The organism is Halomonas sp. FeN2 (genome assembly GCF_020595105.1).
Taxonomy (GTDB): domain Bacteria; phylum Pseudomonadota; class Gammaproteobacteria; order Pseudomonadales; family Halomonadaceae; genus Vreelandella; species Vreelandella neptunia.
In genome coordinates, this window is record NZ_CP074200.1 from 979,429 (window position 1) to 1,005,413 (window position 25,985).

Genomic DNA, 25,985 nt, shown 5'->3' on the forward strand with positions numbered 1-25,985 from the left:
TCCGATTCGCCCTTAGCGTTTTTTGCGCTCACGGCGAATCATCCTCACCCGCTCTTTGGCTTTTTGCGGCGTAGAGAGCGGTGATGCCGCCTCATCATGAGGTTTCGGCGGCACCGTGACCCAGGCAAAGACCGGTAACGCCAAGCGCCAATGGATCGCCGCCAAACGCAGTCCAAGGGTGACGCTCAGTGAGGCGGCAATCGCCATGGTCAGCGGCGCATCCAGGGCATGTAGCGCCACGTATACGATGCCCCCGGCCATCGCTGCCGTCGCGTAGACCTCTTCGCGAAGCACCATGGGCACTCGTTGAGCCAATACATCCCGTATCATCCCGCCTGCTACACCAGTCATCATGCCCATCAAGACCGCTACCGTGCCCGAGCTGCCCAGCAGCAGTGCCTTATGAGTACCAATCACAGTAAACAGTGCCAAGCCAAACGCATCGGCGATCGGTAAAAAGCCCCTCGACAGGCGGTGGATATAGTGAAAGCCCATCAACGACAAACCCACTGTGGCTAAAATCACCCACAGGTAGGCTGGATCCGTCACCCAAAAGACCGGCCTGATACCTAGCACTAAATCCCGCAGCGTGCCCCCGCCAATACCGGTCACTGCCGCCAGCACCAGCATGCCAATCGGATCCATCCGCGACCGGCACGCCAAAATCACGCCCGACAGCGCGAACACGATGACACCCGCCATATCCAGCCAATAGACCACGCCCGACACGCCCTTCTCCTTTATGCTCGCTATCTTTAAAGGCAGGCAGGATAGCACCCTTCAGAGGATATGCTCGCACCAAAAAACTCGCTTGCGGCCTAAGCGAGATAAGTTCACATAATTAGGTTACGCTAACCTAATTGTCATTAACACTTTCATTCACGAGGGAGTAACACTGCTATGGACTGGAGCCCGGCTTATAGCTGGCTTGTACTCGCCTTGTTGCTGAGTTTGGCAGAGCTGACTTCTGGCGCGATGGTGCTACTCGCACTGGGTATTGCCGCTGCGCTAACAGCGGCCGTTACTGCGCTTGGGTTAACACTTCCTTGGCAATTGCTCAGCATGGGAGTTTTTACCGGGGTACTGCTGCCGATCTGCATTATGGTCATTCGTCCGCGCTTCTCTCCCCGCGGTGTTGCTTATGGCACAACAGGTACAGGCGTAGAAAAAGGCAATCACTACATAACACTGCGCCGAGATTTTGATGATGCCACGGGCATTAAGGTCAACGGCGACTTCTACCGTTTACGCGTACTTGATAGCGGTGAAACCGAGCTACCTGACGGCACACCGGTCGTATTTAGACGTTTTGAAGGTACCACTGCGCTGGTCACACTACATCAGCCTGCTGACGTCACCCTGCAAGATGACAATTCCCAACGCAAGGAGCCTTAACCATGGATCTACCTATAAGCCCAGGCTTATTAATAAGCCTCATTATTGTCGTGATCGCGGTGCTGATCATTTCCAAGGGCCTGATTATAATTCGCCAATCAGAAGTGATGGTGGTTGAGCGCCTAGGTTCGTTTCACCGCGTCTTAGAAAGCGGCATTAACATCATTATTCCGTTTATCGAACAGCCCCGCGCAATCACCATGCTGCGTTATCGCAAAATGGGTGAGGACTATACCGCCATCACCACCGACGAAACCCGCATCGACCGCCGCGAAACGGTCATGGATTTCCCCGGTCAGCCGGTCGTTACCACGGATAACGTCACCGTGCGTATCAACGGTGCGCTCTATTACCAAATTATCGACCCTAAGCGCGCCGTCTATGAGGTAGAGAATATGAGCCAGGCCGTCGAAGTACTGGCGAAAACCACGCTGCGCTCGGTGGTCGGCAAAATGGAGCTGGATAAATTGTTTGAGTCTCGGGCTGAAGTGAATAACGAAATACAGGCAGCCATGGAAGAGCCTGCTTCTAAATGGGGGGTCAAAATATCCCGTGTCGAAGTGCAGGACATCGCCATGCCGGAAGAAGTGGAAACCGCTATGCGCCTGCAAATGGCCGCCGAGCGTAAGCGCCGTGCCACCGTGACCGAAGCTGAAGGTGAAAAATCAGCGGCGATTGCCATGGCCCAGGGCCAGCGTGAATCTTCAATTCTTAATGCTCAAGGTGACAAAGAGTCAGCTATTCTGCGCGCCCAGGGTGAGCAGGAATCGATTAAACTGGTGCTTAGTGCCATTGGCGATAGCGAAGAGAATAAGCGCACCGTAGTGGGCTACCTGCTCGGTCAGAGCTATATCAAGGTATTACCCAATATGGCGAAAGATGGCGAGCGGGTATTTGTGCCCTACGAATCCTCCGCCCTGCTTGGCTCTATGGGTATGTTCCGAGAAATGGCCGGTTCGCCGGAGGACACTGTGGCTAATCACCTTAAAAAAGGCCACACCAATGAGAACAATCTTCGCAGCGGAATTGTCGGCGGCGCGGCAGGCGGCAATTAACGCTGTAGTGATTAATAATGACTGCTTGAGCGTTTAAAAAGTACTATTTCAATACGACCATGCTTAGTGCTATTAATATTATCGGTATAAAGCAAGATTCGGCTGGGGCGAAAGATCCCCAGCCACAACGTTTTAACCCCTCAGCTTTTTTTGAGTGATGGGGGATCGCCATCGCCTAAAATAAGTACTTGCTTATTCGTGCTTCAGCCCTTGTGTATGAACAAGATAGAAGCGCTGGCTAGTAGAAGTATTATGATTAAGAGGTGAGTACGACCATCATGCTGCCACGCTGGCTTGTCCTACGTCACTATGCTCAGCTACTTCTACTATTGGTCATCCTGGTGATGCTTCCAAGTAGCCTCCAAGCTGCTGCTCAGCCACAGCCTCTTCAGAGCTGGGAGTATCGCTGGGGCGACTCGCCTTCCGATGCCGATGGACGTCCTGAATGGCTGCTAAGCGACTCAACAGGGTGGCAGTCGATTGACTCTCCTTCTAACCCTCCCGGGCGCGACGGGCACGAGCACCTCTGGTTACGCACTACAGTGCCCGCCGGAGACTGGAACGACCCAGTCCTCTTTGTCACCAGTATCAATTTGATTGGGCAAGTTTATCTAGGTGATAAACTTATCTATCAATATGGTGAATTTGACGATCAGGGGAAAGGCGATTTTGCAGGATGGCCATGGCACATGATTGACCTACCAGGAGATGCCGTCGGCCAGACGCTCACCTTTCGCTTTTACTCTTACTACACCAGTATTGGCTTATGGGGCCAAGTCCAGGTAATGGAGCGCATAGAGGTTCTTAAGCAAGTTATCCATGACTCCGCTCAGGATCTCGGCGTCAGCGCGTTGGTCTTGGTACTCGCTATCCTGGCCACCATTTTCGCGTTAATAGGCCCCGAACGTCGCGGTTTCGGGTCTATCGCGTTGTTTGCCTATGCTTCAGGGCTGATGCTACTTGCGGAGACTCCAGCACGCCAATTTATTGCCGATAACCCATTGGCCTGGGACACACTACGTGCGGGTAGCTACTACACCTTGCCGGTGGCCTTAGGACTATTGCTCAGCTACTGGCTGGAAGGCACCGCAAAGCGCTGGATAACGCACTTATGGGTTATCCATTTAATATATCTGGTGCTGGCCATTGGATTGGTTCAATTGGGGATGGTGAGCCTGTCATTAACCTTCCCCATTTTTGATGTGATGCTGGCCGTATCGCTCCCGGTAATGCTGGCACTTGCGCTCATGCGTTTTCAACGGCTAACCCTTGGACAACGGCTTCTGGTAGTGAGTTTTACTTTTTTTGCCCCGCTGCTGCTAGCCGATATGGCGGTTGCCCACGGTTTTGTGGGCTGGCGCAGTGTGCCCTTGAGCTACGGCACACTGGCGTTTTCTTTGGCTAACGCGGCTATTTTTCTGTGGCACTACCGGCATACACAGCAACAGCTTGCCACGGCCAATGAGACCCTTGAGCAGCAGGTAGCGGCGCGCACCGCCGATCTCGACCGGTTAGTTCAAGAGTTGGAAGGACTTTCACGCAAAGACCCGTTAACAGGCCTGCACAACCGACGCCATTTCGACACAGCATTCGAACACCAGTGCCAACGCGTTAAGCAGCATGCCAGCCAACTCTCCGTGTTGATGCTGGATGTGGATCACTTCAAACAGATTAACGACGATTTTGGACACGACGCAGGCGATGCAGTGCTGATCGAAATCGCGCTGTTATTGCGACACCACCTAAGAGATTTGGACGTGATCTGTCGCTTTGGGGGTGAAGAGTTTATTGCCTTGTTACCCGCCACCTCTCGAATCGCTGCTGAAACGCGCGCCAAGGCGCTATTAACATCCATTGCTCATCAGACATTTGTTCATCAAAGCACCTCATTACGTAAAATCACGCTTTCCTGCGGTGTCGCAACGTATCCTGATCACACTCAAGACCCTAAGAAATTGCTACGACTTGCCGATGAAGCACTTTATCAAGCCAAGCACAGCGGCCGTAACCGCTGCGTAGTATGGGAAGAGACGCTTGAAGAGCAGGGATTCATGTTCGGTAGACAGCAGCCTCAATAACCACTCCTGGTATTGGTGAATCAAGCAGCCCCCGTCGCCAGAAAGTGATCGATAAACACAGCGTAATCCTGCTCTGTGCAGTCAGCATAAGCCACCGCCAGTGTCGAAACCACCTCAACAAACAGGTCTTCACGTCCTTTTAATCGTTGGCCAACGGCCTTGGCAAAGCGCGTTGCGTCACCCTGGTTAAGCGCCTGGGCACCGCGCAGGTGTTCACGGGCGAGAATTTCCCCCCACTGCTGTGCCAACTTCCGGTATGACTTACCGCCAGAGAGTTTATGGGTGGGAAAATCTTTCTTGAACGGCGAGCGCTCGCGCACCGAAAACACCTTTCCGTTCATGGTTAGCCAACCGAGATAGGCGTCTGGGTGCTCGGCAATGGCGTGAAAAGCAGCTGCGTGGCGGATGGCTTCGTTAGGAAACAGCTTACGCCACGCCTGCTGCTGGTTTTTATCCATTAATCGAAATGCTTCTGGCGGCACCTGCTCTTTGACATCCAGGATAATGTCATCGTGCTCGTGCTCAACGCCGCCCTCAATCAAGACGTAATAACGTTCGACACCCAACGAACCGGTGCCAGCATCCAAACGCCGTGCCGTATCTTTGACACGAAAATGGTGGGGATCACTCTCTTTAATAGCGTGCTGCAGCGTTTGCTGGTACTCCTGCTCAATTAAGCGGCGCAATTGGCTGGCCACATCCGCCGGCAGGTTAGCGAGCTTGCCAGGCCGTTCGGCGAACTGGCGTCCTTGCTGCTCATCAAGGGTCGTCCACTTTTCGAGCATGCGAGCACGGCTCTGCTTATCGGCCACTTTACTCATAAAGGGCTTAAGCAGTCCCTTTGCGCTTTCAAGGGTCACTGCGTGCACAGGATTGCTATCAACGTGCTCAGCCAACGTTTGGTAATAGCCCTTTATTAACTTTTTAAGCGCTTTATCAATCGCTTTTGGATCCAGCTCAGCATTTTCACGAGCATCTAATACGACGCTGATAGCCAGCCGCCACAGATCATATTGGTAGTCGCCAATCAGCGCATCATCAAAATCATCCATGCCGTAGCGCACTTGATCATCGTGGTGACCATAGGCACCAAAGTTGTAAACGTGGGCGTCGCCCTGTAGCCAGGTTTGGGTTTCCGGCCAGCCGCCAAACAGGGCAAAGCGCCAATCGTGCCATACATCATTCCAGTACAGATGGTTACTGCCGCGGAAAAAGCGATAGGGCGACGCAGCCATTTTGGCGTACTTGGCTTGGCGGATGGCCGTTGGCAAGGCGTTATTCGCCTGATGGGTTGCCTCAATCACCCGCTGAGGGCGGTTATGTCCAGTCAATGCATGACTCATCGAATTGCCTTTATTGATGCAAAAAAACGTTGATACAAAAAAACATGTTGGTACAAAGGTAGTCGATAACCATGAATAGATTAAGTCAGCGCTCACACCGCAGTTCGACGCCCCCGCTGGGTAAAACCTCGTGGGGCGGCAATACGAAAGAAGCGCTCCACCACCTCAGCATGGGTAGCAGGGGTCATCAATGAGACGGCGACAAAAACCGGCAGATTGAGCATCAGCCCCCAGAACCCCGCGTGAATGCCCATTGGGTGTGGCCAAAGAGTCGTAAACACCACGGTAATCAGAAAGCCCGCCACGATGCCCACCATTACGCCCAAGCGAGAAGCCCGCGGCCAGAAGAACATACCGATAAAGGCAGGCAGCACCTGAGAGGCAAACCCAAGACCCACTAACAGAATCATTACCAAGCTGCCGGGCTCGGCAATGGCGAGGGGGGCGACCACGAAGAACATAATGGGCAGAATCAGCAGTCGCGCAAGTTTGCCAGTAACGCCATCCGAGAGTTTTAACACCGGCTGAAGCACATCTTTGCTGAGCGACAGCGATACTGAATGAATAAACGGCTCGCTGGAAGACATAGAGGCCGCCAGAGTACCCGCGCCGAGCAACCCGACTAATACCACCGGCAAGTGCTGTATGGCGTACTCAAGCACCACGGTATCGGCTCGGTCCAGCTCAGGAAGCGAAAAAATGCCGATAAAGCCGACAACCACCATGGGCAGAATCACCACGTAGTAAGTGGGCAACCACGTCACACTGCGACGAATAGTACGTGCCGAGGAGGCGCTCATCCACTGCGTCCATACCGGTGGCATAAACGAGAACATGGAAACGATAATAGAGGTCGTCCAGAAGCTAAAGCTCATATCGCCGCCAGCGCCTGGCAGGGTGAGAAACTCGCTATGCTCGGCCTGAATACGTTCGAACACGCCAGCAAAACTCAGCCCGCCTGTAGCGCTGTGCACTGCCCAAAGGCCAACGGCCCAGGCGACGATCAACATCAACACGCCTTGAAAGGCATTGGTGCGTCCAATCGCCCGCTGACCGCTGGCGTAGAGATAGACCGCAATACAGGCCAGCACCAGCACGACCCCCAACCAAATCGGAATCAAACCGCCACTCATCACAAACAAAATATACGCTGAGCCAATGGTTTGCAGTACTGCGTAGGCAATGGAGCCAATCGCCATGACAATTGCCGCCAGTGCGCCCAGTGCGGGGCTCTGGTAGCGGTCAGCAATGGCGCTTGCCTGAGTTACGTGACCAAACTGCTCACCGAACTGCCACACTTTAGGGCCGAAATACCACGCGACCAGCGCTAGATACGAGAGATAAATCGCCACATAAAACACCGCTACCCCTTTGGAATAAGCCCACCCGGGCGCTCCCATAAAGGTGTAAGCACTCACACTACCGGCGGCAATCAGCAGGTAGAGCGTCACCGGCCCCATGCTGCGGCCCGCCACGCCCCACTCTTCCAAGCTATTCATGGAACGCCCTGCTCTGGCGCGTAGGCCAATCACCATGGCAATGGCGACATAGGTCAAGGTAATCAACAGTGGCCAAGGGCTATTCATGGTCGTCTCGCTCCACAATGCGGTTGCCGATCAGCATCACCACTACGCAGGCAAAAATCACCAGGTAGCTCCACACCACTAACAGAGGCAAGCCCATCACTAAGGTGGCCCTGTTTACCCAACCAATTACCGGCCACGTTCCCGCCAGCACCAGCACCAAAAACGCAATTAACAGCCCCCAGCCCGCCCGGGAGGTAGGCAGTACCCATAATCGTCGCATGGGTGTTCCCCTTAGTGATTTGATGACTGCTTTTAAACGCTAACCCCTCACTTTACACACGGGGTTTCTGTTCATCACTGGTCTAACTGCCTCGCCATTACCGTAACGTGCTCTCTCCGATACTCAATGTTTTCCTCACCCTGCCATCCCAGCCGTCGATACAGAGCCTGCTGATCAGGGGTATAGAGATATAAGCGATCACAACCACCCGCAGTTGCTTCGGCTTCCACTCGGCGTACCAAGGCAGAGGCAATGCCCTGCCCCCGCCATTCGGGTACGACAAATACGGAGGCAAGCCAGGGGGTAAGTTCGCGGCGTATGCTCATGTCATCGGCAATGAGGCTAGCGGTACCAACAGGGGTTTCGTTTTGTATCGCCACAAAAATGGAAGGCACGCCAGCCTGGCCACATTTGGCTTTAGTGCGCTCAATGGCTTGTTCTAGTGTGAGCCCAGGATGCAAATGGCCCCAGGCGGAGAATGTCCAACCTGCGACGACTTCAGCATTAGGGTCTTCAGCTCTTAACCGCTGGAGGGTGATATCGCTTCGCATAAATGGCGCCTTATCTTATTTAGCACAAGCGAATACAGTAGCGATATATGGGTAGACTGGCCAGCGCCGATACCTCCCGAACACACTGCTAGCCAGAAGTTTAACGCTGTTAACGTTTACAAAACTGCAACCAGATTGGCTTATCTCAACTTGAAAGTACTTGCCCACGTAAGACTAGGTCGCAATGCAATTAAGAACCCCCTTATTAAGATCATCAACAAAGCGCCAGTTTCGAGTTACCGTCCCTAAGCCAGAGGGCACCCAAAAGGCAATTCGCGAGCATGCAACGTTTTTACGAGCCCGTTGCGAGTCAGTTTCATCCTATCCAATAGATACCTTTGACAGAGACTAAAGCATGAGAAAATAAAGGGTTCTTCGCCTGATGTTAGGACAGGACTTCTTAACCTCTTAGGTGCTAGTCTGTTAATAAAATAACGTTGAGTAAAGACTCACGAATGCAACCTTCCTTGAGACGCCCGCACCGTCTTGCATTGGCAACCATTGCCCCGCGCATTTTTGCCTTTTGCCATACTTTCGGCTTAACCGTATGGATCGCCGTAATAGAAGGCAGCGGCTGGACACTTATTCTGCCTGGGATTTTGCTGCTGCTATGGCCCGGCGTTGCCTATGCGCTTGCTGTAAACGCCCAGAACTCAAAGCGTGCCGAGTTCAGAAATCTACTCTATGACAGCCTGCTATTTGGTTTTTGGTGCAGCGTGCTGGATTTTTACATTTTAGCCACGATCACCATTGGTCTTGCCTGTTTGATGAACAATTTAGTGGTCGGCGGAGTACGCAAGATGCTTGTTGCAGCCGTACTTTTCACTACCGCAGCCTTGATAGGAAGCGCCCTAACAAGCTTCAATTTTCGACCCTATGTAAGCAACAATTTAGACATTTACCAATGGGCGGGAGCAGTCGTCTATTTTCTAACCATCGGCCGCGTAACGTACAGTCAGAATCGTCAGATTGGACGCAGCATTGGCGAGATAAAGTTTCAGAACCGAGTCTTTCACGCCCTGCTTGATCTCGGGACGGTGGCAAATCGTGCAGCCAATATCCATACCCTGCTGGATGACTCCTTAAACCACCTACACTCCCATTTCCCCGACTACGGTTTTGCTGTTTTTGTACAAGAAAGGCAACGTTCTGAAGTGACACGCTACTCGTCTTTTGCGGGACTAAGCCCAAAGGATGAACAGCGTCTAAAGCATCTATTGGCCAGCGTTCATAGGCAAAGATTACAGCCGGGCACACTGCCACAAACAGTCGAAGGCGAGAACCTATATGTTATGTCCATGGAGGATCGCCTAAGCTTGTACGAAGGCTGGCTGATCATGAAAGCTCCCAGCAGAGAAGACGGCTTGGAGCAAATACTCTCCCTCTTTGCCGACCAACTGGCGGCCGCTACCGAAAATAAATTGCTAAATTTGGAACTTAAAAAAACGGCTGAGCGTGACGGACTAACCGGGCTTTATAACCGAGGCTTCTTGGAAGCCGCACTGCAAATGAGCATTCAGTGGAAGGCGCAAACACCGAGCCTGGATTTTGCTGTGTTGATGATGGATGTCGACAGGCTCAAGGAAGTGAACGACCATTATGGACACGTCGCAGGCGATCAACTGCTTTCTAGCGTTGCCAAGTACCTGCAACTTCACTGTAGAGACAGCGACATACTTGCACGCTGCGGTGGCGATGAATTCGTCATTCTGTTTCCCTCTGCCGATCTGACGGCAGCTAAGCGTGTCGCCAACTTGATCAGAGAAAATTTGCCTGAGCAACGTTGCATTATCGATACCGCTAACGGTGAACGTGAAGAATTGGCGCTTCATTTGAGTTTGGGATGCGCCAGCTCCAGCGAAGTGCCTGCCCTACAGGTTTTTGCGCTAGCGGACGAGCGCATGTACGAAGACAAGAACCAGCACCGCAAGCAAAGAGTAGATGACCTGGGTACCGCGGGCTGGATACCCTTATAAAAACTTTCTCACAAGCCACTGACAAACGCCTGCCCCCACTGATCGCCATGTACCAGTTCACTTAATGACAGGCGGGAGCGCCAGCCTTTGACTTCAAGTTCTGGCTGGTCTAAAAAATCACTCACGTAGCCAAGACAGAGATACGCCAGCGGATAAACGTGCTCAGGCAGATTCAACGCCGTGCTTAGCTGCTCTTGGTCAAGAATACTTACCCAACCAACGCCAATACCTTCTACCCGCGCAGCTAACCAAAGATTTTGCACAGCGAGACAAGTACTGAAAAGATCGGTATCCACAATGCTGTTACGCCCCAGCACATGGGGACCGCCCCGGCTGCGGTCGCAGGTAATACAGAGATTAAGTGGGCTCTCCATAATACCTTGCAGCTTAAGGCTGCGGTAATGCTCTTTACGTTCGCCTTCAAAGCGCTCGGCGGCCTTCTGGTTCTCTTGCTCGAACATCGCCAACACCGTTTCCCTGACGCTACGGCTTTCAATCACGATGAAATCCCAGGGCTGCATAAACCCTACAGAAGGCGCATGATGCGCTGCTTCCAAAAGGCGGGTCAGTACGTCAGGGGGGATCCGGTCAGGCAGAAACTGCGAGCGCACATCGCGCCGCTCGTGTATGGCGCGGTAAAGGCCACGCCGCTCAGCATCGGAAAAACGGTGGTTAGAGGTGGTCATGGCGCTGATTGGGCCTTTTGCTGATCTGTTTTATAGACAGTAAGAGTCTACACGAGCTCAGCCTAGCCGCCATCTCAGCGGGTTGGTTTGGCGTAAAACGCCGTCATCGTCCCAGTCATCCCATCCGGTAAAGGGAATGGGTAGTTCACTATCCAAGTTCTTCAGACGAGAGACCCAAGTCGCTTTGCAGGTCTCTAGGTGACCAATGATGTCGGCCTCTTCTTGATAGCGAATACCACCGCCCTGAATGCCGTAGCTCACCTGAGGCGCCAGCACGTTAAAGCCAACGTAGTACAAAGATGCGTGCATGGGCCACAGCCAGTGCACCATATTGCCAGCGCGGCCAAAGGGCTGAAACGCCTTCTCTGGCGAGCCTGTGGTGACTGACAGCATTGTCTGTTTTCCGCGATAGTAGCCATGATCGTAACGCATGCGGCTTGTATAGCGCCCGCCATACACCAGCACCCGATCAAACCAGCCTTTCAAAATGGCAGGCTGGGCGTGCCACCACAAAGGGAACTGGAAGATCACTAGGTCAGCCCACTCCAACCGCGCCAACTCCCGCTGGACATCCTGCGGTAATGTGTTTTGCTCGTAGTGAGCCCGCTGCTCATTGAGGGGATAGAAGTAGTCCGAGGCCACGGCGCTATGCGGATATTGCTCAGCGCGCTCCACCGGATCAAACTGCTCAGCATAGAGATCATCTACTTCTACTGTATGGCCCTCACCCACCAGTTGTTTTACCGCTACATCCACTAGGCCGCCATTAAACGATTTGCGTTCAGGATGAGCCAAGACGATCAACACATTCATTCTGCGCTTCCCCTATTGATTGGTTCAACGACAGACTAGCCTGTTCAAATACGCTCAAACATTCGCGAAAAATGACAACTCAGTTTGCATGAATGAACAACAAGTAAGGTGGGACGATCTAGCAATTGCAGAAGAGGGGTCGCTATCCGGCGCCAGCCGAGCGCGGCGTATTAGCCATGCCAACGTCTCCAGGTGTTTAAGCGAGATGGAACAAAGTCTAGGCGTGACTCTTCTCAATAGTGGCTAAGTTGCCGCTGCGACACACATCACTCTTGTTCCAATCCCGCTAAGAACTGTTTAAGCAGCTCATCGAGTTGCGCTCGTTGATCTTCAGTCAGGGCGCTCACCAGCTGTGCCTGGGTTTCCACATGGGCAGCAACGGCTTCATCGATTAACTCGAATCCACGTTGAGAAAGAGAGATGAGAAAACCACGACCATCGTCGGGGTTTTTGACCCGCTCGATTAACCCCGCCTTTTCCAATTGATTGATGCGGTGGGTCATGGTGCCCGAAGTCACCATGGTGGATGCCATCAAATCCCCCGGCGATAGAGCGTAAGGCTCCCCCTCACGACGAAGAGTTGCCAGAACGTCAAAGCTCGCGTCAGTTAGACCGTATTTCGCCCAGGTCTTCTCCATTGCGCGCATTAAAGCGTGGTTCAGCCGTTTGACCCGCCCGATGGTACCCATCGGCGCAACATCAAGGTCGGGCCTCTCCTGCCGCCACTGTTTGAGAATGTTGTCTACATGATCCATAAGCATATTTTGCGCCTAATTATCTTGACGTCAAGATTAATCACACATAACTTGATATCAAGATACTTTCGAAACGGTACCTATGAGAACATCGCCAATGACATCGTTAAGCACTACCCGCACCCACTCACGCACAAGAGTTTGGCTTGCCCCTCTGGTGTATCTGTTATCCGGTGGAGCCTTGCTGGGGCTATCGACTAATTTGGCAAAACTAGCCGGTGATATTCAGCTATCAGCGCTCGCTTTTCTGTTTTGGTCAATTTCAGGAGCGGCGCTTATTCTCTTGGTTCTCGCGGCCTTCCGCGGCAATCTACCGCCGGTAAACTTTCGCACCGTTGAGTATTACGCTATTTCAGGTCTACTGGGCGTAGCGGGTGCCAACCTGCTTTTTTTCTCAGCCATCCCCCATGTGGGTGCTGGGTTCGTGGCATTAATCATCACCCTGCCGCCGCTACTCACCTACGTGGGCGCACTTGCGTTAAACATGGAGCGGTTCCAGATGTTGCGTGCGGCGGGAGTAATATCAGCCCTTGCGGGGGCCGTCACCCTCGCCTTCCATAAGTTTTCCGCCCCAGATGCTGATTATCTTTGGATTCTCCTCGCTTTAATTGGCCCCGTTCTGCTGGCTATCGGCAACCTCTACCGAACCTTACGCTGGCCAGAAGGCGTATCTAGCGATGCGTTGGCGCCGGGGATGCTTATTGCTGCGACCATCATTCTACTCAGCGTAGGGTTTCTGCCCGGCTTCTCACTGAGCGTTCCAACAGAACGTTCCCTGCCGTTCTTACTGATTGCACTTCAGGCGATGGTCTTCGCAGGCCAGTTCTTACTGCTCTTTCTGCTACAGAAAAGCGGCGGCCCGGTGTTTCTGAGCCTATTGGGTTCCGTCGGTGCTGTGGTAGGCGTTCCGGTCGCCATATTGTTGCAAGGAGAAACCGCTCCCGAGGGATTACTACTAGGCACCCTGTTAATTGGTGCAGGTATTGCCCTGCTCAATATTGGTAAAGCCAAACAAGCGCCTAATAAAATCGCCTAAACGAAGAGAACCACGATCATGGCTGGACGCCCCGTAAAGTGGCTCATCAGTAGCCGTTAAACAGCGTTAATTTTTACTATTAAAAAATGCGCCGCTGCATGTAGTGAGTATTATCTTCAGTTTTACAAATGCGAAACCCCATACGCTCGTATAGCGCTATTGCAGGGTTGATACAAAACACACGGAGCCGAAGTAAGCGGATGCCCGACTGTTGGGCGATTTCCTCCGTGTAGCGGATTGCCGCTGTACCTAAGCCTTGACGCCGCCACATATGATCAATTTGTAACTCTCGAATATAATAAGCGGCTTCGTCATGATTGATGCATAGCAATCCTACTGGGCTAGCGTTAATCACTAATTCGTAACTGTCTAACTCATTCCACTGTTTATCAAACAGGGCTGTATCCCAGCGCATATCCAACTGTTCGTAGTAGGCTGACATATTCTGAATGATGATGTTTTCCACGAACGCCTTGTCGTTAGTAGGCCGAATAATAGGCGTCATATCACGATTCCTAGTGCTGCTTTAACTAGTTTGTGGCAAGTAGTGCAATGTTGGCTTCTGCTATCTCATACTGACTAAAAACATGAATTCCATTTTCGCGGAGCAATGCAGCGGTGACTCCCATACCTGGTACTTTTTTACCCATAAAACTGCCGTCATAAATAGCGGTGCTTCCGCATGAAGGACTGAACTCAGCAAGCACCGCGACGTCGATATCGAATTTATGGCATAGGTTTAAAGCAATAGAGGCACCCGCTAAAAAGTCACTGGTTACCTTGGCCCCGCCTTTTTCAATAACATCCACCTCACCGTTTAAAACGCCCTTGCCACTGCCTTTGAAAATTTCCGCGGGCGGCCTGGGAATACTCATCCCCGACTCAACTTCGGGGCAGACAGAAACAATTCGACCTTCCGAACGCCATTGCTCAACGATCTGATCATCCACGGAAAGAGCGCCACCATCATAGCGAACCTTTTTACCCAAAAGGCAGGCGCTCATTAATACCCTTCTCAAATCGCCGGTCTCCAGTACGGTGGTTAACTTAAAACTGATACTTCATATGCCCCTAACTGAGTGCTCTCTTCTAATTATCATCCATCAAACTTTAGCTGTTTTCAAAAGTACACATCGATGATGTCCTGCTTCGCGCTTGAAGCCACTGACGCACTATTTCAATGCCTTCTTCATTCACTAACAGCCCCAAGTGCGATGTGCCGGGGACAGTGACGACATCGGCGTCTGGGACATGCGGTCGAACGGTAGACTCAAAGCGATCGGCGAAAAAGGCTTCATCCTCGGCGCCGGTTATGAAAAGGCTCGGCACATTGATAGAACGAAGGTCATCCGGGTAGTTAGAGGGATTAAACCCCGTCATCAGCCGATAAGAATAAGCCAGTGTCTCTGACCCATCCCGGTACTCAGGAGGTAAGTTAAATCGCAGCACGGTCACGCTATTCAAGCCTTTCACGCCAAGCCTGTTGAGAAGAGATAGCGAAATAATTTTAGCCACACTCGGCTCAGCCCATCCCCCCGAGTTATTACGAACGGTAGGGGCGTCGTGCCCCAGATAGGGTGCCATCATGAGGTATGCAGCGGCAAGGTGCCCGTACTCCCCACCAGCAAAGCGTATAGCAAGTCCTCCGCCTGACGAATGCCCACCCACCACTAATCTGGTTATTGCTGAGTTTTCCGTTTTGACGTGATAAATAAAATCAGCCAGATCGTCCTCAAGCTGATGGATATAGTCGATATCGCCGCGCCGAACAGGAGATGGCCCATGCCCTCGAATATCTGGGGTGTAAACAGCGGCGGCGCCTGAAGCTGCCAATTCGCGAGCAAAAGTTGCCAGATATCGACTGTCGGTCCCTGAGCCGTGCACGAGCACCAGCGCCGTGTCGGATTCACTTGAATAATGCCGATATGAAAGTGTCGTGCCATCCCTTGCTTCAAACGGCTGAAGTGCTGGCAGTGTGCCTGCTGCGCCTTGCTCAGACACTAACGCTTCGAAATCCAAGCCGTTCGCATTAGTGCCTGTCGACATTATTAAAAATACTCCTATCACCAAGGCCAGCATATATTGTCGCACTGCTCGCTCCTGACCGCATACGCCGGGCAAAGCGACGGCTAAGCTTTCGCTACAAACTTTAAACCAAAACGCCAAGGCACTGCCATGGCGTTTATCGTTTTCCCTCGCTACATCACACACTACCCCAGTTGAAACGGATAAACCGGGCCAATTTTCAGCAGTTGAGTGAGTTCATCCAGTGCGGCAAGTGACTCTTCCGCCAGCTGTGGGTCGGCCAAATCATCCGGGGCAAGGCGATTGCGGTAGTGGCGCTCCACCCACGCGGTTAGATCAGCGTACAGAGCATCGGTGAGCAGCACGCGGCCGGTAAGCGCTGCACGTTCTGCGTCCGTTAGCACCACGCGCAGGCGCAGGCAGGCAGGGCCGCCGCCGTTGCGCATGCTCTGCTTGACGTCTTTGACGACCACTTCGCTAATCGGGTTATTGCCCGCCAGTAAGTGATCATGAATAGTGCGCCATACTGCTTCACGCTCCTGACACTCGCCGGGTACCACCAGCGTCATGGTGCCATCCGGATTGGATAGCAGCTGCGAGTTAAAGAGATATGACGCCACGGCGTCTTCCATACTCACCGCTTCCAAGGGTACGCGCACAGGAATCAGCGGGGTGGTCATTTTGGCGCGAAGCTCGTCCAGCGTGCCCTCTTCGTCCAGAAAGGCCATTTCGTGGTAGAGCAGCACGGGGCCATTGCCCACAGCAATGACATCGTTATGGAATACACCCGCATCGATAGCATCCGGGTGCTGCTGGGCAAATACCGTTTGTGCCTCTGTTAACCCATGCTGGCGGGCCACCGCTTGACTGGCTTCCAAGGTTTGTCTGGCCGGATAGTGCTTGGGTTCACGCTCTCCGCTACGCACGTCACCAAACGCCCGGCGGCCATACACAAACAGATGAACGCCGGGTTCGCCGTGTTCACCGCATAGACGGGTGTGGTTGGCCGCACCTTCATCAGAAAAGGCTGGGGTGGCGGGCAGCACCGGGTGATGGGCAAAGTGCTGTTCGTCACGGAAGATTGCCTGCAGTACGCGGCCAGTGGTTTGCGGTTCTAAATAGCGGTGAAAGCTGGATTGCAGATTCGCTGGGGTAAAGTGTACCCGGTTATCTGATGCGTCGATGCTGGGGGTAATGGTACCCGCGTTAGCCGTCCACATACTGGAGGCCGAACATACCGCTCGCAGCAACTGTGGGGCTTCAAGAGCGGCGCGAGCCAATACCTCACTGTTGCTACCGCTAAAACCTAAATCGCGCAGTGCGCCAATATCCGGGCGCTGTTGGGGCGGCAGAACGCCCTGGGCGTAGCCCGCGTCCATCAGCGACTTCATCTTAAGCAGCCCCTGCAGCGCGCCCTCTTTGGGGTTGGAGACCAGGCCGCCGTGGCTCATGGAAGCGACGTTGCCCACGGCCAACCCAGAGTAGTTGTGGGTTGGGCCGACCAGGCCGTCAAAATTGACTTCCCTGACGCTACTGATATCGGCGGCACTCATAGACTCACTCCCGGCGGCAGGGTCTCGGGCATCTCCAGGCTGTCAGCTTCCATGGAGGCCACCGGGTAGGCGCAGTAGTCTGCCGCATAAAAAGCACTGGGACGGTGATTGCCGCTGTCACCCACACCACCAAAAGGTGCATCGCCGGAGGCGCCGGTGGTTTGGCGATTCCAGTTGACGATTCCGGCGCGAATACGCAGCAGGAAGTCGTCCCAATCGGCTCGATCGCCGCCGATTAAACCGGCGGAGAGCCCGTAGCGGGTGTTATTGGCAAGCTCAAGCGCTTCATCCCAATCGCGATAGCGGTGGATTTTCAGCAGCGGGCCAAAGTGCTCCTCGTCCGGCACATCAAGACCGGTCACATCAATCAGCGCGGGACTTAACAGGCTGGTGTTCTCTTCCAGGCGCTTCATACGATTGATCACCGTGCCGCCCATGGTTTCCAACTCTTCTTGGGCTTTCAGCAGGCTATCCGCCGCCGCTACGCTGACCAAACCGCCATAGAACGGCGCAGGATTTTCCTCGAACTGCCCTGCCACGTGTAGCTTGGTGATCGCCTCTGAAAGCGCATCGATCAAGCGATCACCGACGGCCCCTTCCGGCACCATTAATCGCCGCGCGCAGGTGCAGCGCTGGCCACCGGAGAGATACGCCGACTGCAGAATGGTTAGCACCGCTGCCCGCTCGTCGTCGATATCCTTCACTACCAGGGGGTTATTGCCGCCTAGTTCCAGCGCCAGAATTTTATCCAACTGTCCGGCAAACTGCTGGTGCAGCATACCGCCCACTTTGGCACTACCGGTAAACAGCAGGCCATCAATATCGGGGTTACCTGCCAGCGCTTGGCCCACCGGCACACCGCCCTGCACCAGATTGATAACGCCTGCGGGAAGCCCAGCTTCCAGCCAGCACTGCAGCGTTAAATCTGCCGTCAGCGGGGTTTGGTCGCTGGGCTTGAAGACCACACAGTTGCCCGCCAATAACGCAGGCACCATATGGCCGTTGGGCAGGTGGCCAGGGAAGTTGTAAGGGCCAAACACCGCCATCACGCCATGAGGACGATGGCGCAGCACCGCATTTGCACTGCCCACCACTTTTTCCCGTTCACCGGTGCGTTCGTTATACGCCTTAACAGAGAGCCCGATCTTACCCACCATCGCACCCGCTTCGGTACGTGCTTCCCAGAGCGGTTTGCCGGTTTCACAAGCAATCGCCACTGCCAGGTCTTCACCGCGTGCTTTCAGCACCTCGGCAAAACGCTCGACAAGCGCCTGGCGCTCGGCAAAGGGTGTGCGCGCCCAGCCGGGGAAGGCTCCGCGGGCGGCTTTCACAGCGGCCATAACCTGTTCTGAGCTAGCCGTCGCTGCTTGCCATAGCGACTTGCCAGAAACGGGATCGTGCTTGCTCAACGGCTCTGCGTCGCCTGCGACCCAGGCGCCATTGATCAGTTGCTGCTGTTGGGCGTGCATAAAAAACTCTCCTGTAAACATCGCCTAGGCAACCTCTGATTAACTATTGCGCTTGGCCATACTGCGTTAAAAATCGCCTCGTGCGCGAGTCCGATCAAAATGCTCATTTACACCCCGTAAATTCGCACGCGAATCCGATCCTTTTTTCGTTGATTTTTGCCTTGTCTGGCCTGCGCTCATCACATTAATCAGAGGCTCCTTAGGTCTCGAGTAGCCTTAGGGTATCGCCGGTGGCAACGCCTAAGCGCTTCGCTTCTTGTTCGCTTAGCACGATGGTGTTGTCATCAGTTGGCCCGCGGCCTACCCAACTGGCGGTAAAGTGCAGCATCTGGGTGGTGGCGGCCAGCCAGCGGCTGACGCTCTCTTCGCTTGCCCCGGCAGATACTTCCACCTGGCAAAGCCGTGAGTTGCGAATGGCACGCACGTCGTCAATGTACGCCTCCACCGTGGGGCCACCGTCGAAAATATCGATATAGCCTTCCCAGCGCAGCCCCTCTTTCTTCAGCATCTCCAGCGCCGGGCGGGTATGACGATGCACCTGACCAATACAGGCCCGCGCCTCTTCGGCCATAAAGGTGGTGTAAATAGGGAACTTGGGCATCAGCTCGCCGATAAAGCTCTTCTGCCCCAGGCCGGTTAGGCGGTCAGCTTCGCTAAAATCCATAGGGAAGAAGTGTTTGCCCAGGCTCTCCCAGAAAGGACTGGTGTTGTTTTCATCGAACACACCGCGCATTTCCGCTAATACTTTATCGGGGAAACGGTCGCGAAACTGGGCAATAAACAGCCAGCGTGCTTTGGAGAGCAGCGCGCCGTTGCGCAAATGTTTGTTGGCTTCGCCGCGGTATTCCGGTCGCAGAAACAGCGAGCACACTTCGGCGTCACCGGTATGGTCGGAGCTTAAAAACAGCGTATCGATGGTGCGGTGCAGATCCAGCTGAACCGAGGAGTGGGCCAACGTGCCCAGCCGGTAGTTGTAGAACGGCACTTCACGGCCAACCTGCCCCTCAATGGCGCAGCAGCCCGCCAGCTCACCGCTGACTTCATCCTCTAGTACAAAGAAATAAAGCCGGTCATCCACCGGGGTGCGCTCTTCAAAGGCACTGGCAGCCGCTTCAATCTTACCGGCTAGAAACTCGCGGTTATCCGGCAGCGAGGTAAAACCAACCCCTGCCTGCTGCGCAAGCGCCTGAAGCCCATCCAAATCATCACGGGCAATGGGTCGAATGCGCATTACATTTCTCCTTCATCGAGCGCGTCTACCACGCTGGGGAGCGCTAGCGGCGCGGCGAGCACCGCTCGCCCTTCCGTAACGCCCAACCGCTCGGCATGCTCCGCTGAGAGCATCAGCTGGCCCGTGGGTGACAGCGCGTAGCGAGCGACGATGCAACGAAACTCGCCAAGCTTTTGATTGGCAACCAGCGCGGGCTCGGCATCGGGCAACGCGTGTTCAGGGCGAATGCGTACCGGGTGCCAGGCAGCACTGCAGAAGGTTTCCAACCGTTCGCGCTCGGCTTTGACGATCGGCCCGGCGTCGAAAATATCCACATGGCGAGAGCGCACGAAGCCCTCCGCCAGCATCTCTTCCAGCGCCTCTTCGTGGGCTGGGTGTTCCCGGCCGATCGCCGCCCGCGCCTGAGGCGTTAGCAGCGGCAGATAAAGCGGGAACTGGGGCATGACTTCGGCGATAAAACTTTTCGAGCGTACACCGGCAATATGATTCATATCCTGGAAGCTGCGGGCGAAAAAGTGCCGCCCTACGCTCTCCCAGAACGGTGACTCATTGCGGGCATCCAGGTAGCCGGGAAACGCCACCGCCAGAATGCGCGAAAAGCGCTCCGGGTACTGGGCGATAAACATCAGCCGCGCCCGGCGCAGTAGGCTCTCCGCGCTAGTGCCTTTATAGCGCGGGTTAAGCGAAAAAGCGCACAGCAGGGTAGCGTCCGACACTTCATGGGAGAGCGCTAGCGTCTGCACCTCGCGACGTACGTTCAACTGCTGCGAGGCGTGAATCAGCGTTTCCTGGCGGTAGGTGTAGTAGGCCTCATTGGCACCCGCCTGGGCACGAATGGTGGCGGTACCCAGCACTTCCTCGCGTGAGTCGTCAGCCAGCACAAACGTATAGTGCTCGTTTTCTGGAAACTCGACGTCACCATTAAAGGCGTCTTGAGAGCGCGCAATGCGCTCCTGAAGCCGCTCACGGTTAGCAGGCAAGTTGGTAAGCTTAGGTACTGCATGCTCGGCTAATTGCTCAAGCGCCGTGAGATCAGACGCTTTAACGGGTCGAACTACCAGCATCCTCGACGCCCCCTCTTCAGTTAACACGACTGACGCAGCCTGTTGCTCACTCATGCTTCCGCAACTAACCGCTCAATCGCACGCTCTAAGCGCGCCATGCCCTCGGCGATATCGGCTTCAGGAATGACCAGAGAAGGCGCCATGCGCAGCACGTTCGGCCCGGCAATAAGCGCCATCAAGCCCTCTTCAATCGCCAGCGGCAGAATGTCTTTGGCGCGGCCTTCATAGGCATCCGACATTTGCGCACCGATCAATAAGCCCATACCGCGAATCTCTTTAAACACGCCGTGCTTGCGGTTAATGGTTTCTAAGTGTTCGCGGAACAGATCGTGGCGAAGCTTAACGCCTTCGAGTACCTCGGGGGTATCGATAAACTCAACCGCCGCCAGGGCAACGGCTGATGCCAGCGCATTGCCGCCGTAAGTAGAACCGTGGGTGCCAACAACCAGCGATTTAGCCACCGAGTCGATTGCCAGCATGGCGCCAATGGGGAAACCGCCGCCCAGGGATTTGGCGCTGGTAAGAATGTCCGGCGTGATGCCGTAGTTCTTATAAGCGTAGAGTTCGCCGCTACGGCCAACGCCGGTCTGCACCTCATCAAAAATCAGCAGCGCATTGTGCTCGTCGCAGAGATCGCGCAGCCCTTGGAGAAATTCTTGCGTGCCGGGCACGATACCGCCCTCGCCCTGCATGGGTTCAACCATAATCGCGCAGGTGTCGTCGCCGACCAGCTTACGCACACTATCGAGGTCGTTGTAGTCGGCGTGGAGAATACCGCCCGGCACCGGGCCAAAACCCTGGGAGTACTTAGGCTGGCCACCCACGCTGACGGTGAAGAAGGTACGACCGTGGAATGATTGATAGAACGAGATGATTTTATCTTTGTGCTCACCGTGATTATCCACCGCCCAGCGGCGAGCAAGCTTAAGCGCAGCTTCGTTGGCTTCACCGCCGGAGGAGCATAAGAACACCTTGTCGGCGAAGGTGCGCTCGACCAGCGCCTTGGCCAAATTCAGCGCTGGCTCGTTGGTATATACGTTGGAGAGGTGCCACAGCTTCTCGCCCTGCTCCTTGAGCGCATTGACCAGTACCGGATGGCAATGGCCAAGAGAGTTAACCGCGATGCCCCCGGCAAAATCGATATATTCACGCCCCTGTTGATCCCACAAGCGGCTACCTTCACCACGCACGGGAATAACCTGCTGCGGTGAGTAGTTGGGCGTCATGTAGTGGTCGTAATCTTGACGGCTTGGGGTATGGCTCATGGGACGCTAGCTCCAGTGGAGGAAAGTAGTAACAACAGTATAAGGCGGCAAAGAGCCCCAGTGCTTTCAGCAATGGGACGGCAAATTATGAATAGCGGCGTCTTGGCGTACTACTCAACCGCCTTGAAGAACTCTAAAAGAGCCCCATACTTATTAGCAAGCTATGCGATTATTCGCTGAGCTGCGTTGCATAGTGATGAGCACCGACACTCAGGATGAGAGGAGACCAGCGTATGCAGATTGATCTAAGCGGCAAACACGCCATTATCACGGGTTCGACGGCAGGCATCGGTTTTGCAATTGCTCAAGCACTCGCCAATGCTGGCGCAAACGTGGTCGTGACAGGACGCACCCAGGGGCGAGTTGACGACGCCATCGCCGCGCTTAAAAACGCTACCCCCAATGCCAAGGTGGAAGGCGTGGCGGCTGATCTCGGTACTGTTGAAGGCTGCCAAACGCTGATCGAAAAGCAACCCAGCGCAGATATCCTGATCAATAACGTGGGTATTTTTGCGCCCCAGGACTTTTTCGATGTAGATGACGCTACCTGGCAACAATTTTTTGATGTCAATGTGATGAGCGCCGTACGCCTTTCCCGCCACTACGCCCAGGGCATGCGCGAGCGCGACTGGGGCCGCATACAGTTTGTCTCCAGCGAGTCGGGGATCAACATCCCCAGCGAGATGGTGCATTACGGCATGACCAAATCGGCGCTGCTCTCCGTCTCTCGCGGGCTGGCCAAAGTGCTCAGCGGCACCCAGGTCACCGTGAATGCTATTCTACCTGGGCCGACCCGTTCAGAAGGCGTGCTCAAGATGATTGGGGAGATGGCGAAAAAAGAGGGTATTTCACAACAAGAGATGGAAGAACGCTTTGTTAAAGAGAACCGCCCCTCTTCAATTATCCAGCGCTTGGCGACACCCGAAGAGGTCGCGAGTATGAGCGTCTACGCTGCCTCTCCCCAAGCCAGCGCCACCACCGGGGCGGCACTGCGCGTGGAAGGCGGCATTGTGGATACGTTAACCTAATCCTTTTCTAACCCAGGCGCTCTTCCCGCGGTGTCATGCCGAAATGGTGCCGGTAGGCGGTAGAGAAGTGGGCGCCAGAGGAAAACCCCGTGGCAAACGCAATATCGCCTACCGGCCGGTCACTATCGCGCAGCTGTTTGCGCGCCTCTTGTAAGCGTAAATCCAGGTAGTAGCGACTAGGTACCGCCTGCAGATACTTTTTAAACAGCCGCTCCAACTGACGCCGAGAAATGCCTAGATGCTCGGCAAGCTCCAGGGTCGAGAGCGGCTCCTCAATATTGGCTTCCATCAACGTTACGGCATCCACCAGGCTTTGTGGCGCGTGGCCCAGGCGACTGCGCAGCGGCACGTGTTGGCGTTCATCTGCCAAGCGAATACGGTCGCAGACAAATTGCTCCGATACCTGCTCAGCCAAGCGGGCACCGTGGTGCTGGCCAATCAGCGTGAGCATCAAATCCATGGCCGCAGTACCGCCCGCGCAGGTCAGCCTGTCGCGATCAATTTCAAACAGCTGTTGAGAAAGCGTCACTTGCGGATAGGCTTGAGAAAAAGCCTCAAAACGCTGCCAGGGCAGCGTTGCACGATAGCCTTCAAGCAACCCACAGCGCGCCAATACCTCAGTGCCCCCGGCCAACCCACCTAGCGCCACGCCGCGCCCCTGGTGCCCTCTCAACCACTCATTCAACTTCGCGGGCAGTGTATAGGGCAATGGCGTGGGTGCGCATATTAATAGCAGGTCTAGTGGGCCTAAGGCAGTACTTAGCTCGTGCTGAGCTATTAGCGAAAGCTGGGCGCTACTTCGCACGGGCTCATCATTAAGGCTAAGCGTGACGGTCTGATAAAGCATTTTCCCACTTAGTTGGTTAGCCATTTGCAGCGGTTCCAACGCGCTGGCGTGGGTTAATAATGAAAAACCTGGCAGCAGCAGAAAGGCTACCCGCCGACGAGGTAGCGCTTCCTGTGAGGCTAACGGGTTGGGCTGCATGATAACTGATTGAGTTGCATGAAAAGATGCATGAAGAACCGCCATCGACGTAAATAGACAATCATCTTACCCAATTGCGTAGAGGATGGCAGCGTTATGACCACTGCAGTAAAAACGTGACGCATGAATGCAAATTGCCGGGCGCTAGGCCCGGCAAAAAGAAAGAATGGTTAAGTACTAATTACCGCGGTTAATAATGCCTAACACGACGATACTAACCACAATCACCCCGAGAATAATAACCACCAACGGGAGTAGCTTGTACAACCCCTCTGGTCGCTTCTTTGCCTCCGGCTGTAGGTGCGGTTTTGAGGATTCATAATCCTCAGGTATCCGCTCATTTATCATGTGCTGCTTCTCTTCTTCCGGAGTCTTGCTTTCCCTAGTATCCATAAACACCTCCAGCGTTCCGGTCGAATTGGGCGGCGCTACCGCCTCTATGAATGGCTTACAGGTTTACGACATCAAACGTAACCTCTGGGTTAACGTCGGCATCGTAATCTACGTCATCACGCTCAAAGCCAAATAGCTTCAAGAATTCGTGCTTATAACCAGCATAGTCGGTAATCTCGAATAAGTTTTCGGTCGTCACTTCCGGCCACAGATCCTGGCACGCTTGCTGAACGTCATCGCGCAACTCCCAGTCATCTAAACGCAGGCGCCCTACCTCATCATTTACCATTTCACCGCGCTTGCCTTGGGGTGAGTAGAGCTGCTCGCCAAATAGACGGTTTAACTGATCGATCGTGCCTTCGTGCAGGCCCTGCTCTTTCATGATGCGGTAGACCATGGCGATATACAGCGGCATTACCGGAATGGCCGCGCTCGCCTGGGTGACCACCGACTTGAGTACCGCCACATTGGCACCGCCACCGGTCTCTTTCAGCTTGGCGTCGATAGCCGCTGCGGCGCGGTCAAGGTCTTCCTTGGCTTTACCCAGCGCTCCGTGCCAGTAGATCGGCCAGGTGATTTCAGTGCCGATATAGCTAAACGCCACGCTACGCGCACCTTTAGCAAGCACACCCGCTTGGTCAAGCGCTTCCATCCACAGTTCCCAATCTTCGCCCCCCATTACCGTAATGGTGTCGTCGATTTCCTGCTGGGTGGCTGGCTCTACTTCTGCTTCGATAATCACGTCTTTATTGGTATCGATAGCCGTGGCGCGGTAAGTTTCGCCAATTGGCTTGAGGCTCGAGCGCTTAAGCTCGCCGCTATCCGGCAGCTTGCGAACGGGTGATGCCAGTGAGTAAACCACCAGATCGATCTCACCCATGTCCTGCTTGATCAGTTCAATGGCTTTTTCCCGTGCTTCATGGGAGAACGCATCGCCGTTAATCGACTTGCTATACAGCCCTTCCTGCTTGGCAAACTTATCGAAGGCGGCACTGTTGTACCAACCTGCGGTGCCGGGTTTCTTATCAGTAGCAGGCTTTTCAAAGAACACACCCAGGGTGTCGGCACCGTAGCCAAACGCAGCTGTGATGCGCGCTGCCAACCCGTAGCCACTTGAAGCCCCAATGACGAGTACTTTTTTTGGGCCAGCCTGCTTATCCAAACCACGAGCACGGGTCGCTTCAATCTGTTCGCGAACGTTCTGCTCGCAGCCGATGGGATGAGTAGTGGTACAAATAAAGCCGCGTACTTTGGGTTTAATAATCACAGAGAACCTCTTAATCGGATTGATTTAGCTTTTAATATCGTAACTGGCAACATCATAACTAGCGACACCGTTTTGCCATAGCTTTTGGCATAGTTTGTGGCATAGTTTTTGAATTTGAAATAGCAGTGTCATGACTCATAGAGACTATTCTAGCCATCTCCGTGCGCTCTGTCCGCTCCTGTGCTCTTGTCCCTTTGAGCTCCTATCCGCC

Annotated in this window: 26 protein-coding genes; 7 read left to right on the forward strand and 19 right to left on the reverse strand. The window is 54.2% G+C overall.

Annotated features, from left to right (window positions below; all coding sequences use genetic code 11):
- Positions 1 to 12: 12 nt before the first annotated feature.
- Positions 13 to 729 carry a trimeric intracellular cation channel family protein gene (locus KF947_RS04620; protein ID WP_133730047.1) on the reverse strand — a complete coding sequence of 239 codons (717 nt, stop codon included), beginning with the start codon at positions 727 to 729 and terminating at the stop codon, positions 13 to 15.
- 171 nt (positions 730 to 900) lie between these two features.
- Between KF947_RS04620 and KF947_RS04625 the strand changes: the two genes are divergently transcribed.
- The 3 genes from KF947_RS04625 (at position 901) to KF947_RS04635 (ending at position 4,528) form a co-directional block, all read left to right on the forward strand.
- Positions 901 to 1,395 (forward strand): NfeD family protein, encoded by a 495-nt coding sequence (locus tag KF947_RS04625; RefSeq protein WP_133730046.1) that lies wholly within the window; start codon positions 901 to 903, stop codon positions 1,393 to 1,395.
- A 2-nt stretch (positions 1,396 to 1,397) separates the two neighbouring features.
- A complete protein-coding gene (locus KF947_RS04630; protein WP_227405577.1) occupies positions 1,398 to 2,450 on the forward strand; it encodes an SPFH domain-containing protein in 1,053 nt (350 codons plus the stop codon).
- A 263-nt stretch (positions 2,451 to 2,713) separates the two neighbouring features.
- Complete coding sequence (locus tag KF947_RS04635; RefSeq protein WP_227405578.1) at positions 2,714 to 4,528, forward strand: GGDEF domain-containing protein; 1,815 nt, start codon at positions 2,714 to 2,716, stop codon at positions 4,526 to 4,528.
- A 20-nt stretch (positions 4,529 to 4,548) separates the two neighbouring features.
- On the opposite strand, the gene KF947_RS04640 is transcribed toward KF947_RS04635, so the two are convergent.
- The 4 genes from KF947_RS04640 to KF947_RS04655 all read right to left on the reverse strand — a co-directional run bounded on the left by KF947_RS04640 (position 4,549) and on the right by KF947_RS04655 (position 8,228).
- Positions 4,549 to 5,871, reverse strand: coding sequence for a DUF2252 domain-containing protein (locus KF947_RS04640; protein ID WP_227405579.1), 1,323 nt, complete (start codon positions 5,869 to 5,871; stop codon positions 4,549 to 4,551).
- Positions 5,872 to 5,963: 92 nt separating this feature from the next.
- Complete coding sequence (locus KF947_RS04645) at positions 5,964 to 7,457, reverse strand: sodium:solute symporter family protein (RefSeq protein WP_227405580.1); 1,494 nt, start codon at positions 7,455 to 7,457, stop codon at positions 5,964 to 5,966.
- Complete coding sequence (locus KF947_RS04650) at positions 7,450 to 7,677, reverse strand: hypothetical protein (RefSeq protein ID WP_227405581.1); 228 nt, start codon at positions 7,675 to 7,677, stop codon at positions 7,450 to 7,452. Before KF947_RS04650 ends, KF947_RS04645 begins: the two co-directional genes overlap by 8 nt.
- Positions 7,678 to 7,751: 74 nt before the next feature.
- The gene (locus KF947_RS04655) at positions 7,752 to 8,228 is read right to left on the reverse strand and encodes a GNAT family N-acetyltransferase (RefSeq protein ID WP_227405582.1); all 477 of its coding nucleotides are present in this window, start codon (positions 8,226 to 8,228) and stop codon (positions 7,752 to 7,754) included.
- Positions 8,229 to 8,719: 491 nt separating this feature from the next.
- On the opposite strand from KF947_RS04655, the gene KF947_RS04660 reads away from it, so the two are divergent.
- Positions 8,720 to 10,204 (forward strand): GGDEF domain-containing protein, encoded by a 1,485-nt coding sequence (locus KF947_RS04660; RefSeq protein WP_227405583.1) that lies wholly within the window; start codon positions 8,720 to 8,722, stop codon positions 10,202 to 10,204.
- A gap of 8 nt (positions 10,205 to 10,212) precedes the next feature.
- Here the strand turns inward: KF947_RS04660 and bluB are convergent, their stop codons facing one another.
- Together bluB and KF947_RS04670 are read right to left on the reverse strand one after the other, a co-directional pair.
- The gene (gene bluB / locus KF947_RS04665) at positions 10,213 to 10,890 is read right to left on the reverse strand and encodes a 5,6-dimethylbenzimidazole synthase (protein ID WP_227405584.1); all 678 of its coding nucleotides are present in this window, start codon (positions 10,888 to 10,890) and stop codon (positions 10,213 to 10,215) included.
- A 57-nt stretch (positions 10,891 to 10,947) separates the two neighbouring features.
- Positions 10,948 to 11,703, reverse strand: a complete 756-nt coding sequence (locus tag KF947_RS04670; RefSeq protein WP_227405585.1) for an NAD(P)H-dependent oxidoreductase — start codon at positions 11,701 to 11,703, stop codon at positions 10,948 to 10,950.
- A gap of 88 nt (positions 11,704 to 11,791) precedes the next feature.
- Here KF947_RS04670 and KF947_RS04675 point away from each other — a divergent pair, with 88 nt between their 5' ends.
- Positions 11,792 to 11,950 carry a helix-turn-helix domain-containing protein gene (locus tag KF947_RS04675; RefSeq protein ID WP_319796391.1) on the forward strand — a complete coding sequence of 53 codons (159 nt, stop codon included), beginning with the start codon at positions 11,792 to 11,794 and terminating at the stop codon, positions 11,948 to 11,950.
- 19 nt (positions 11,951 to 11,969) lie between these two features.
- Here KF947_RS04675 and KF947_RS04680 read toward each other — a convergent pair whose 3' ends face one another.
- Entirely contained in the window at positions 11,970 to 12,458 is a 489-nt protein-coding gene (locus tag KF947_RS04680) for a MarR family winged helix-turn-helix transcriptional regulator (RefSeq protein WP_133730225.1), read from the reverse strand.
- Positions 12,459 to 12,555: 97 nt separating this feature from the next.
- On the opposite strand from KF947_RS04680, the gene KF947_RS04685 reads away from it, so the two are divergent.
- Entirely contained in the window at positions 12,556 to 13,494 is a 939-nt protein-coding gene (locus tag KF947_RS04685; RefSeq protein WP_227405586.1) for a DMT family transporter, read from the forward strand.
- Positions 13,495 to 13,573: 79 nt separating this feature from the next.
- Here the strand turns inward: KF947_RS04685 and KF947_RS04690 are convergent, their stop codons facing one another.
- The 8 genes from KF947_RS04690 to KF947_RS04725 form a co-directional block, all read right to left on the reverse strand.
- Positions 13,574 to 13,999, reverse strand: coding sequence for a GNAT family N-acetyltransferase (locus KF947_RS04690; RefSeq protein ID WP_227405587.1), 426 nt, complete (start codon positions 13,997 to 13,999; stop codon positions 13,574 to 13,576).
- A gap of 25 nt (positions 14,000 to 14,024) precedes the next feature.
- Positions 14,025 to 14,498 (reverse strand): DUF523 domain-containing protein, encoded by a 474-nt coding sequence (locus KF947_RS04695; RefSeq protein WP_227405588.1) that lies wholly within the window; start codon positions 14,496 to 14,498, stop codon positions 14,025 to 14,027.
- Positions 14,499 to 14,604: 106 nt separating this feature from the next.
- Entirely contained in the window at positions 14,605 to 15,585 is a 981-nt protein-coding gene (locus KF947_RS04700; protein WP_227405589.1) for an alpha/beta hydrolase, read from the reverse strand.
- Positions 15,586 to 15,704: 119 nt separating this feature from the next.
- A complete protein-coding gene (gene astB, locus KF947_RS04705) occupies positions 15,705 to 17,072 on the reverse strand; it encodes an N-succinylarginine dihydrolase (RefSeq protein WP_227405590.1) in 1,368 nt (455 codons plus the stop codon).
- Positions 17,069 to 18,541 (reverse strand): succinylglutamate-semialdehyde dehydrogenase, encoded by a 1,473-nt coding sequence (gene astD, locus KF947_RS04710; protein WP_133730025.1) that lies wholly within the window; start codon positions 18,539 to 18,541, stop codon positions 17,069 to 17,071. Before astD ends, astB begins: the two co-directional genes overlap by 4 nt.
- A 199-nt stretch (positions 18,542 to 18,740) precedes the next feature.
- Positions 18,741 to 19,772 (reverse strand): arginine N-succinyltransferase, encoded by a 1,032-nt coding sequence (gene astA / locus KF947_RS04715; RefSeq protein ID WP_227405591.1) that lies wholly within the window; start codon positions 19,770 to 19,772, stop codon positions 18,741 to 18,743.
- Positions 19,772 to 20,836, reverse strand: a complete 1,065-nt coding sequence (locus tag KF947_RS04720) for an arginine N-succinyltransferase (RefSeq protein WP_133730223.1) — start codon at positions 20,834 to 20,836, stop codon at positions 19,772 to 19,774. The genes astA and KF947_RS04720 overlap by 1 nt, the downstream gene beginning before the upstream one ends.
- 50 nt (positions 20,837 to 20,886) lie before the next feature.
- Positions 20,887 to 22,101: an aspartate aminotransferase family protein gene (locus tag KF947_RS04725; RefSeq protein WP_133730023.1), complete on the reverse strand. Its 1,215-nt coding sequence runs from the start codon at positions 22,099 to 22,101 to the stop codon at positions 20,887 to 20,889.
- 233 nt (positions 22,102 to 22,334) lie between these two features.
- Here KF947_RS04725 and KF947_RS04730 point away from each other — a divergent pair, with 233 nt between their 5' ends.
- Positions 22,335 to 23,129, forward strand: coding sequence for an SDR family NAD(P)-dependent oxidoreductase (locus tag KF947_RS04730; RefSeq protein WP_133730022.1), 795 nt, complete (start codon positions 22,335 to 22,337; stop codon positions 23,127 to 23,129).
- 7 nt (positions 23,130 to 23,136) lie between these two features.
- Here the strand turns inward: KF947_RS04730 and KF947_RS04735 are convergent, their stop codons facing one another.
- The 3 genes from KF947_RS04735 to fabV all read right to left on the reverse strand — a co-directional run bounded on the left by KF947_RS04735 (position 23,137) and on the right by fabV (position 25,774).
- Positions 23,137 to 24,114 carry a GlxA family transcriptional regulator gene (locus KF947_RS04735; protein ID WP_208862628.1) on the reverse strand — a complete coding sequence of 326 codons (978 nt, stop codon included), beginning with the start codon at positions 24,112 to 24,114 and terminating at the stop codon, positions 23,137 to 23,139.
- A gap of 177 nt (positions 24,115 to 24,291) precedes the next feature.
- Complete coding sequence (locus KF947_RS04740) at positions 24,292 to 24,507, reverse strand: hypothetical protein (RefSeq protein ID WP_133730021.1); 216 nt, start codon at positions 24,505 to 24,507, stop codon at positions 24,292 to 24,294.
- A 55-nt stretch (positions 24,508 to 24,562) separates the two neighbouring features.
- On the reverse strand, positions 24,563 to 25,774 hold the full coding sequence (gene fabV / locus KF947_RS04745; RefSeq protein ID WP_227405592.1) for an enoyl-ACP reductase FabV: 1,212 nt from the start codon (positions 25,772 to 25,774) through the stop codon (positions 24,563 to 24,565).
- Positions 25,775 to 25,985 lie beyond the last annotated feature (211 nt).

What these genes read in the sequence shown, in the direction of transcription:
- KF947_RS04625 (WP_133730046.1), top strand. Translation starts at nt 901, where the DNA reads ATGGACTGGAGCCCGGCTTATAGCTGGCTTGTACTCGCCTTGTTGCTG.
- KF947_RS04630 (WP_227405577.1), top strand. Translation starts at nt 1,398, where the DNA reads ATGGATCTACCTATAAGCCCAGGCTTATTAATAAGCCTCATTATTGTC.
- KF947_RS04640 (WP_227405579.1), bottom strand. Translation starts at nt 5,871, where the DNA reads ATGAGTCATGCATTGACTGGACATAACCGCCCTCAGCGGGTGATTGAG.
- KF947_RS04645 (WP_227405580.1), bottom strand. Translation starts at nt 7,457, where the DNA reads ATGAATAGCCCTTGGCCACTGTTGATTACCTTGACCTATGTCGCCATT.
- KF947_RS04650 (WP_227405581.1), bottom strand. Translation starts at nt 7,677, where the DNA reads ATGCGACGATTATGGGTACTGCCTACCTCCCGGGCGGGCTGGGGGCTG.
- KF947_RS04655 (WP_227405582.1), bottom strand. Translation starts at nt 8,228, where the DNA reads ATGCGAAGCGATATCACCCTCCAGCGGTTAAGAGCTGAAGACCCTAAT.
- bluB (WP_227405584.1), bottom strand. Translation starts at nt 10,890, where the DNA reads ATGACCACCTCTAACCACCGTTTTTCCGATGCTGAGCGGCGTGGCCTT.
- KF947_RS04670 (WP_227405585.1), bottom strand. Translation starts at nt 11,703, where the DNA reads ATGAATGTGTTGATCGTCTTGGCTCATCCTGAACGCAAATCGTTTAAT.
- KF947_RS04675 (WP_319796391.1), top strand. Translation starts at nt 11,792, where the DNA reads ATGAATGAACAACAAGTAAGGTGGGACGATCTAGCAATTGCAGAAGAG.
- KF947_RS04680 (WP_133730225.1), bottom strand. Translation starts at nt 12,458, where the DNA reads ATGGATCATGTAGACAACATTCTCAAACAGTGGCGGCAGGAGAGGCCC.
- KF947_RS04685 (WP_227405586.1), top strand. Translation starts at nt 12,556, where the DNA reads ATGACATCGTTAAGCACTACCCGCACCCACTCACGCACAAGAGTTTGG.
- KF947_RS04690 (WP_227405587.1), bottom strand. Translation starts at nt 13,999, where the DNA reads ATGACGCCTATTATTCGGCCTACTAACGACAAGGCGTTCGTGGAAAAC.
- KF947_RS04695 (WP_227405588.1), bottom strand. Translation starts at nt 14,498, where the DNA reads ATGAGCGCCTGCCTTTTGGGTAAAAAGGTTCGCTATGATGGTGGCGCT.
- astB (WP_227405590.1), bottom strand. Translation starts at nt 17,072, where the DNA reads ATGAGTGCCGCCGATATCAGTAGCGTCAGGGAAGTCAATTTTGACGGC.
- astD (WP_133730025.1), bottom strand. Translation starts at nt 18,541, where the DNA reads ATGCACGCCCAACAGCAGCAACTGATCAATGGCGCCTGGGTCGCAGGC.
- astA (WP_227405591.1), bottom strand. Translation starts at nt 19,772, where the DNA reads ATGCGCATTCGACCCATTGCCCGTGATGATTTGGATGGGCTTCAGGCG.
- KF947_RS04720 (WP_133730223.1), bottom strand. Translation starts at nt 20,836, where the DNA reads ATGCTGGTAGTTCGACCCGTTAAAGCGTCTGATCTCACGGCGCTTGAG.
- KF947_RS04725 (WP_133730023.1), bottom strand. Translation starts at nt 22,101, where the DNA reads ATGAGCCATACCCCAAGCCGTCAAGATTACGACCACTACATGACGCCC.
- KF947_RS04730 (WP_133730022.1), top strand. Translation starts at nt 22,335, where the DNA reads ATGCAGATTGATCTAAGCGGCAAACACGCCATTATCACGGGTTCGACG.
- KF947_RS04735 (WP_208862628.1), bottom strand. Translation starts at nt 24,114, where the DNA reads ATGCAGCCCAACCCGTTAGCCTCACAGGAAGCGCTACCTCGTCGGCGG.
- KF947_RS04740 (WP_133730021.1), bottom strand. Translation starts at nt 24,507, where the DNA reads ATGGATACTAGGGAAAGCAAGACTCCGGAAGAAGAGAAGCAGCACATG.